Source organism: Micromonospora sp. NPDC048843, assembly GCF_040649965.1.
Lineage (GTDB): Bacteria > Actinomycetota > Actinomycetes > Mycobacteriales > Micromonosporaceae > Micromonospora > Micromonospora hortensis.
Genome location: NZ_JBEZGJ010000268.1, coordinates 1 through 6,936, shown reverse-complemented (window position 1 = coordinate 6,936; position 6,936 = coordinate 1). Strand labels below are relative to the sequence as shown.

Sequence of the window (6,936 nt, the reverse complement as noted above, 5' to 3'; positions counted from 1 at the left end):
GGCTGGCACACCGTCGGTGGGCCAACGCTCCAGTGCGACTGTCAACGACTCCTGGGCGCAGTCCTCGGCCAAGGCCCAGTCCCCGGCACCGGCCGGCGCGGCGGCGGCGGAGGCCGTCGCGGCAGCCGGCGTCGAGGCGTACCCCCGGATCGTCGCGACCCTGATCCGGGTGACCGGGGACTGGGCCTTGGCCGAGGACTGCGCCCAGGAGTCGTTGACAGTCGCACTGGAGCGTTGGCCCACCGACGGTGTGCCAGCCAACCCTGGCGGTTGGCTCATGACTGTGGCGCGCAACCGGGCGATCGACGTGCTGCGCCGGGCCACGGTGGAGCGGCGCAAGCTGCACGACCTGGCGTTGCTCACGCCAGACGAGGCGCAGCCCGAGCCCGAAATGGGGCAGGACGTGGTGGACGACCGGCTGCGCCTCATCTTCACCTGCTGCCACCCGGCGCTCGCCATCGAGGCCCGGGTGGCGTTGACACTGCGAACCGTCTGCGGCGTGCCGACCGCTGACATCGCGCGCCTGCTGCTGGTCAGCGAATCGACGATGACGCGCCGGTTGACCCGGGCGCGCACCCGCATCGCCCAGGCCGGCATCCCGTACCGGGTGCCGAACGGGCCGGCGCTGACCGAGCGACTGCCCGGCGTCCTCGCCGTGCTGTACCTGCTGTTCACCAGGGGCTACGTCGCCGACGGCGAGCCGGCCTTCGCAGACGAGGCCGTCCGGCTGGCCCGGCTGCTCGACCGGCTGATGCCCGACCAGTCCGAGGTCGCCGCGTTGCTCGCGTTGGTGCTGTTCCAACACTCCCGTCGGGACGCCCGCCGCGACGCCGACGGCAACCTGCTCACCCTTGAGCGGCAGGACCGCTACCGGTGGGACCGCGCCGCCATCGCCGAGGGCCGGGCCGCCCTCGATCGGGTACGCCACGACGGGCAGTACGCGTGGCAGGCCCGGATCGCCGCCTGCCATGCCACCGCCGCCTCGGCCGACGAGACCGACTGGCCGACGATCGCGCGGGCCTACGACGCGCTCGCCGACCTGCGCCCCTCACCGGTGATCGCGCTCAACCGTGCTGTCGCGCACGGCTACGCGTACGGGCCGGCCGCCGGGTTGGTAGTGCTCGACGCGGCGCGCGCCGGCGGCGGGCTGGACGGCTATCCGCTCGCCGTGGCGGTGCAGGCCGATCTGGTGGCCCGGCAGGGCGAGCGGAGACGCGCGGCCGGACTGTTCCGGGAGGCGGCGGCAGCGGTGGGCTCGACAGCCGAGCGCCGTGCGCTGCTCGACCGGGCCGACGAACTCGACCGGTAGCGGGGAGCGGCCGCACACCACCAGGAGCGGTACGTCGGTCATCTGGACGGCACCGCCTCGCCGATCATGGAGTTGTGGTGGGCGACAAAGCCCCCGTGAACTGCCAAACCAGGCACCACAACTCCATGATCGACGGGCCGGGTCTGTCCCCGCTCAGCGATCTTGCATTTTCTGTCCCGACGCAAGGGGCATAACCGCTCATGTCGACGACCGAAAGTGCAAGATCGGCGCGATCTTCTCGGTTGACCGCCACAGTCCTGACGCAACGGTGCTGACTTGCACCGTAGGGCCGCATGGTCGACCGCGGAGAGTGTCAGCCGCGCTTGGCCAACACCAGGAACCGGGTCCAGGCCGCCGGAGTTTTTCCGGATCATCCGCCGGGCGATCCGCGACCTGCGCGGCCAGCCGGGCGGGCCCCGATCCGGTCGCCATCGTCCGTCGTTTCCCCTGGTTTCTGCCGCTCACCGACCAGGAGGCCCGCGCGGCTGCGCTGAGCGGTCACCCCGACGGGTGCCGGGCCCTGATTGACCGGGTCGAGGACCCCGTCAGCGAGCGAGCGAGAGTCACGCCACCAGGATCGGCACGTCGTACTTCTGGATGCGGTCGTCCCGGGTCACCAGGGTCAGCCCTTCGTGTAGGGCCTGCGCGACCAGCATCCGGTCGAAGGGATCCCGGTGGATCGCCGGCAGCCGACCAGCCGCGATGGCGTGATCGTGGCGGATGGGGAGTTCCCGCAGTTCGGCGTCACGGAGCCGTTCGGCCAGGTCGGCCGGACCGGCCAACTTGCCGAGCGACTGTTTGATCGCGACCTCCCACAGCGTGACCGGGCTCAGGTACACATCGGGTTCGGTGTCGATGCGGTCCTTGATGTCCGCAGCGAGGAGCGGGTCGTCGGTTAGCCACCAGAGCACCACGTGCGTGTCGAGCAAGAGCCTCATCCGGACAGCCCGAAGCCACGAGCAACCTCATCGTTGACCTCGTCGGAATCCCAGTCACCGGTGAGATCCAGCGAGCCGCGCAGAGACCCGCGACCGGTGCGTGTCGTACGACGAAGAGGAATGACCTTGGCGACCGGGTTGCCAGCGCGGCTGATCACGATCTCCTCGCCATGCTCGACCCGTTCGATGATGCGTGACAGGTTCGTCTTCGCATCGTGAATGTTGAACTGCGCCGCAGCTTCACTGGCCACCGAGCCACCTCCTTAGCTAAGAGGTTAGCCCGTGGCGGGGCTCGGAACGAGGAACGACCCGGGAACGACACAGGCTCCTTCCCGCCGAGGGCGGGAAGGAGCTTGGTGACGTCGCACCCCCGTCGCCAATCCCGTCGGCCCGACCGGTGATCGATATGGTGGCCGCATGGAATTGCCATTCGTGGTTGCGCTGCGCGGTTATGACATGCGTCAGGTCGAGAGTCTCTTCGCCGAGGTCGATGGGGCTCTGGCTACCGACAGCGCTGTGGCACGGGCTGCCGCGCGAGACGCGCTGCGGGCGGCGACCCTGCGACGGCGGTTACGTGGCTACGACGTTCGGCAGGTGGATGCGGCGATAGACGAGCGACTCCGGGCGCTCTGACCGCAAGCCCTCCTCGGCGTGGACGGCGAAGGCCGCCCCCGCCGAAGCGGGAGCGGCCCTCGATCAGCCGTACGCGATCAGTTGGCGATCATGCGGCGCAGCACGTACTGCAGGATGCCGCCGTGCCGGTAGTAGTCCGCCTCACCGGGGGTGTCGATCCGCACCACGGCGTCGAACTCCACGCCGGTGTCGGTGGTGACCAGCACGGTGCGGGGGGTCTCACCGTCGTTCAGGGCGGTCACCCCGGTGATGGTGAACGTCTCGGTGCCGGTCAGGCCAAGCGACTCGGCGGTGACGTCCACCGGGAACTGCAGCGGCAGCACGCCCATCCCGATCAGGTTCGAGCGGTGGATGCGCTCGTACGACTCGGCGATGACCGCCCGGACGCCCAGCAGCATCGTGCCCTTGGCCGCCCAGTCCCGCGACGAGCCTGAGCCGTACTCCTTGCCGGCCAGCACGACCAGCGGGATGCCGGCCTCCTGGTAGGCCACCGAGGCGTCGTAGATCGAGGTCTGCTCGCCGGTGAGGTGGTTGACGGTGAAGCCGCCCTCCACCCCGGGCACCAGCTGGTTGCGCAGCCGGATGTTGGCGAAGGTGCCCCGGATCATCACCTCGTGGTTGCCCCGGCGGGAACCGTACGAGTTGAACTCGTGGCGCGGCACGCCGTGCTCGGCCAGGTACGAGCCGGCCGGGGAGTCCGCCTTGATCGCGCCGGCCGGCGAGATGTGGTCGGTGGTCACCGAGTCACCAAGCTTGGCCAGCACCCGGGCGGCGGAGATGTCGACGACCGGGCTCGGCTCCTGCTGCATGCCCTCGAAGTACGGGGGCTTACGCACGTAGGTGGAGTCGCTCTCCCAGGCGAAGGTGTCGCCGGTCGGGGTCGGCAGCGACTGCCACCGCTCGTCGCCGGCGAAGACATCGGCGTACGCGGCGCTGAAACCGGTGGCGCCGATCGCCTGGGCGATGACGTCCTGGATCTCGGCGCTGTTCGGCCAGATCTCGCGCAGGTAGACCGGGTTGCCCTCGGAGTCCTCACCGATCGGCTCGTTGGCCAGGTCGATGTCCATGGTGCCGGCCAGGGCGTAGGCGACCACGAGCGGCGGTGACGCCAGGTAGTTCATCTTGACGTCCGGGTTGATCCGGCCCTCGAAGTTCCGGTTGCCGGAGAGCACCGAGACCACCGACAGGTCGTGCTCGTTGACAGCGGCGGACACCTCCTCGGGCAGCGGGCCCGAGTTGCCAATGCAGGTGGTGCAGCCGTAGCCGACCAGGTTGAAGCCGAGCTTGTCCAGGTACGGGGTGAGGCCGGCCCGCTCGTAGTAGTCCATGACGACCTTCGACCCGGGGGCCAGGGTGGTCTTCACCCACGGCTTGCGGGTCAGGCCCTTCTCCACGGCGTTGCGGGCCAGCAGCGCGGCACCGATCATCACCTGCGGGTTGGACGTGTTGGTGCAGGAGGTGATCGCGGCGATCACCACGGCGCCGTGGTCCAGCTCGTACTCGACGCCGTCGGCGCCGGTGACCCGGACCGGGTTGCTGGCTCGGCCGCCCGCGCCCACCGCAGCGGTCTCCAGGTCACGCGGCTCGTCGGCCGGGTCGCTGAACTCGTTGGCCGGCGGGTCGCTGGCCGGGAAGGACTCGGCGCTGGCCTCGTCGGCCGGGCCGTTGGCGCCGCGCGGCAGCTCCTCGCGGGGGACACCCGGCTTGAGGTCACGCTCACCGACGGAGTCGTCGGCCACGTAGTCGGTCAACGCGGAGCGGAACAGCGTCTTCGCGGCGCCCAGCGGCACCCGGTCCTGCGGGCGCTTCGGGCCGGCGAGCGACGGCTCGATGGTGCCGAGGTCCAGCTCCAGGCGCTCGGAGTAGTCCGGCTCGGCGTCCGGGTCGTGCCAGAGGCCCTGCTCCTTGGCGTACGCCTCGACGAGCGCGACCTGCGCGACGTCGCGGCCGGTCAGCTCCAGGTAGCGGATCGTCTCCGCGTCGATCGGGAAGATCGCCACGGTGGAGCCGTACTCCGGGGACATGTTGCCGATGGTGGCCCGGTTGGCCAGCGGCACGGCACCCACGCCGGGGCCGTAGAACTCGACGAACTTGCCGACCACACCGTGCTTGCGCAGCATCTCGGTGATGGTCAGCACCAGGTCGGTGGCGGTGGTGCCGGCCGGCATCTCACCGGAGAGCTTGAAGCCCACCACCCGGGGGATCAGCATGCTGACCGGCTGGCCGAGCATCGCGGCCTCGGCCTCGATGCCGCCGACGCCCCAGCCCAGCACGCCCAGGCCGTTGACCATCGTGGTGTGCGAGTCGGTGCCGACCACCGTGTCCGGGTACGCCTGGCCGCCCCGCTCCATGATGGTGCGGGCCAGGTACTCGATGTTGACCTGGTGCACGATGCCGGTGCCCGGCGGGACGACCTTGAACTCGTTGAACGCGGTCTGACCCCAGCGCAGGAACTGGTAGCGCTCCTTGTTGCGCTCGTACTCCAGCTCGACGTTGCGGGCGAACGCGTCCTCGCGGCCGAACAGGTCGGCGATGACCGAGTGGTCGATGACCAGCTCGGCCGGGGCGAGGGGGTTGACCTTGCTGGCGTCGCCGCCCAGGTCACGCACTGCCTCGCGCATGGTGGCCAGGTCGACCACGCAGGGCACGCCGGTGAAGTCCTGCATCAGGACCCGCGCCGGGGTGAACTGGATCTCCACGCTCGGGGCGGCGGAGGAGTCCCACTCGCCGAGCTGGCGGATGTGGTCGGCGGTGATGTTCGCGCCGTCCTCGGTCCGCAGCAGGTTCTCCAGCAGGATCTTCAGGCTGTACGGCAGTCGAGCCTGGCCGTCCACCTTGTCGATCTTGAAAATCTCGTAGCTCGCGTCTCCGACGCGTAGCTGGGTCTTCGCACCGAAGGTGTCGAGGCTCGCCACGTCGTACTCCTTCACACCAGCGACCGTGAGTAGTCCTGAGCAGTCTGTCGCACCGGTCCGGGTGCCGCCGAGGTTAGGTGACACTTACCGCCCGATTCCGCTTCCAACAAAACCGTACGTCCGTCTTGCTATCTGCGCAACCTGGCGTCACGGGTCGGGTCACCCACGACCATGCCGCACCATCGGGACGGCGGGGTAGGGTCGGGGCCGATTTGGAAGGGGTGCCGAGTGATCGACGTTCAGCACTGGCTCTCGGCGCTGCCTCCGGGCGTGGTCTACCTGCTCGTCGCCGGCGTGATCGGCGTGGAGAGCATGGGCGTCCCGCTGCCCGGCGAGATCGTCCTGGTCAGCTCCGCCCTGCTCGCCGCCACCGGAGTGGTCGAGCCGGAGTGGGTGGCCAGCGCGGCGGCGTTCGGCGCCATCGTCGGCGACTCCGTCGGGTACGCCGTCGGCCGACGCGGCGGTCGTCCGCTGCTCGCCCGCCTGGGCAGGCGCTTCCCCAAGCACCTCGGCCCGGCGCAGCTCGCCCGTGCCGAACAGAGCTTCGCGCGGCACGGCGTCTGGGCGGTCTTCTTCGGTCGGTTCGTGGCACTGCTGCGGATCCTGGCCGGCCCGCTCGCCGGGGCGCTGCATGTGCCGTACCGCCGCTTCCTGGTTGCCAACGCGGCCGGCGGGTTGGTCTGGGCCTTCGGCACGACGTACCTGCTCTACTCCGTTGGCCGCGCGGCCGAACACTGGCTGAAGGACATCTCCTGGGCCGGGTTGGTCCTCGCGGTGCTCGCCGGGCTCGGCAGCACCTGGTGGCTGCGCCGCCGCGCGCACCGCGTCACGGCCTCCGACGGCGCCGCTGACCTGACGGCGGCCGAGGTGCCTTCCGGCGGTCAGCCGGCTGCGGATGCGCCCGGTGTCGATTCGATGCGGGCGGGCAACGAGCACTGACCTAGGCATGGCGAAGGGCCGGGCCCCGTGGTGGGGTCCGGCCCTTCGGCATGTGGTGGGGGTCAGTTGGTGGCGTAGCCGCGGGTGGCGATCCAGTCGGCGAGGTGTTCGACGCTGCCGACCCGACCGGCCTGTCCGGCACGGCGAGCCTGATCGTCACAGTGGGCAACACCGCACCGACGGTGTCCCTCACCTCGCCCAC

At 70.2% G+C, this 6,936-nt stretch carries 6 protein-coding genes; 3 read left to right on the top strand and 3 right to left on the bottom strand.

What is annotated here, in order from left to right; genetic code table 11:
• Window positions 1-16 precede the first annotated feature (16 nt).
• Window positions 17-1,309 (top strand): sigma-70 family RNA polymerase sigma factor, encoded by a 1,293-nt coding sequence (locus AB0C20_RS34090; RefSeq protein ID WP_357569548.1) that lies wholly within the window; start codon window positions 17-19, stop codon window positions 1,307-1,309.
• A gap of 563 nt (window positions 1,310-1,872) precedes the next feature.
• On the opposite strand, the gene AB0C20_RS34085 is transcribed toward AB0C20_RS34090, so the two are convergent.
• Both AB0C20_RS34085 and AB0C20_RS34080 read right to left on the bottom strand, forming a co-directional pair.
• A complete protein-coding gene (locus tag AB0C20_RS34085) occupies window positions 1,873-2,247 on the bottom strand; it encodes a type II toxin-antitoxin system VapC family toxin (RefSeq protein WP_357191605.1) in 375 nt (124 codons plus the stop codon).
• The gene (locus tag AB0C20_RS34080) at window positions 2,244-2,498 is read right to left on the bottom strand and encodes a type II toxin-antitoxin system prevent-host-death family antitoxin (RefSeq protein ID WP_357191603.1); all 255 of its coding nucleotides are present in this window, start codon (window positions 2,496-2,498) and stop codon (window positions 2,244-2,246) included. The genes AB0C20_RS34085 and AB0C20_RS34080 overlap by 4 nt, the downstream gene beginning before the upstream one ends.
• Before the next feature lie 166 nt (window positions 2,499-2,664).
• On the opposite strand from AB0C20_RS34080, the gene AB0C20_RS34075 reads away from it, so the two are divergent.
• Window positions 2,665-2,880, top strand: coding sequence for a hypothetical protein (locus AB0C20_RS34075; protein WP_196925525.1), 216 nt, complete (start codon window positions 2,665-2,667; stop codon window positions 2,878-2,880).
• A gap of 77 nt (window positions 2,881-2,957) precedes the next feature.
• On the opposite strand, the gene AB0C20_RS34070 is transcribed toward AB0C20_RS34075, so the two are convergent.
• Complete coding sequence (locus AB0C20_RS34070) at window positions 2,958-5,810, bottom strand: aconitate hydratase (protein ID WP_357191601.1); 2,853 nt, start codon at window positions 5,808-5,810, stop codon at window positions 2,958-2,960.
• A 213-nt stretch (window positions 5,811-6,023) separates the two neighbouring features.
• Between AB0C20_RS34070 and AB0C20_RS34065 the strand changes: the two genes are divergently transcribed.
• Window positions 6,024-6,734, top strand: coding sequence for a DedA family protein (locus AB0C20_RS34065; RefSeq protein WP_357191599.1), 711 nt, complete (start codon window positions 6,024-6,026; stop codon window positions 6,732-6,734).
• Window positions 6,735-6,936 lie beyond the last annotated feature (202 nt).

Bases quoted from the DNA above. Each gene is read 5' to 3' on its own strand.
- AB0C20_RS34085 (WP_357191605.1), bottom strand. From the start codon at position 2,247: ATGAGGCTCTTGCTCGACACGCACGTGGTGCTCTGGTGGCTAACCGAC.
- AB0C20_RS34075 (WP_196925525.1), top strand. From the start codon at position 2,665: ATGGAATTGCCATTCGTGGTTGCGCTGCGCGGTTATGACATGCGTCAG.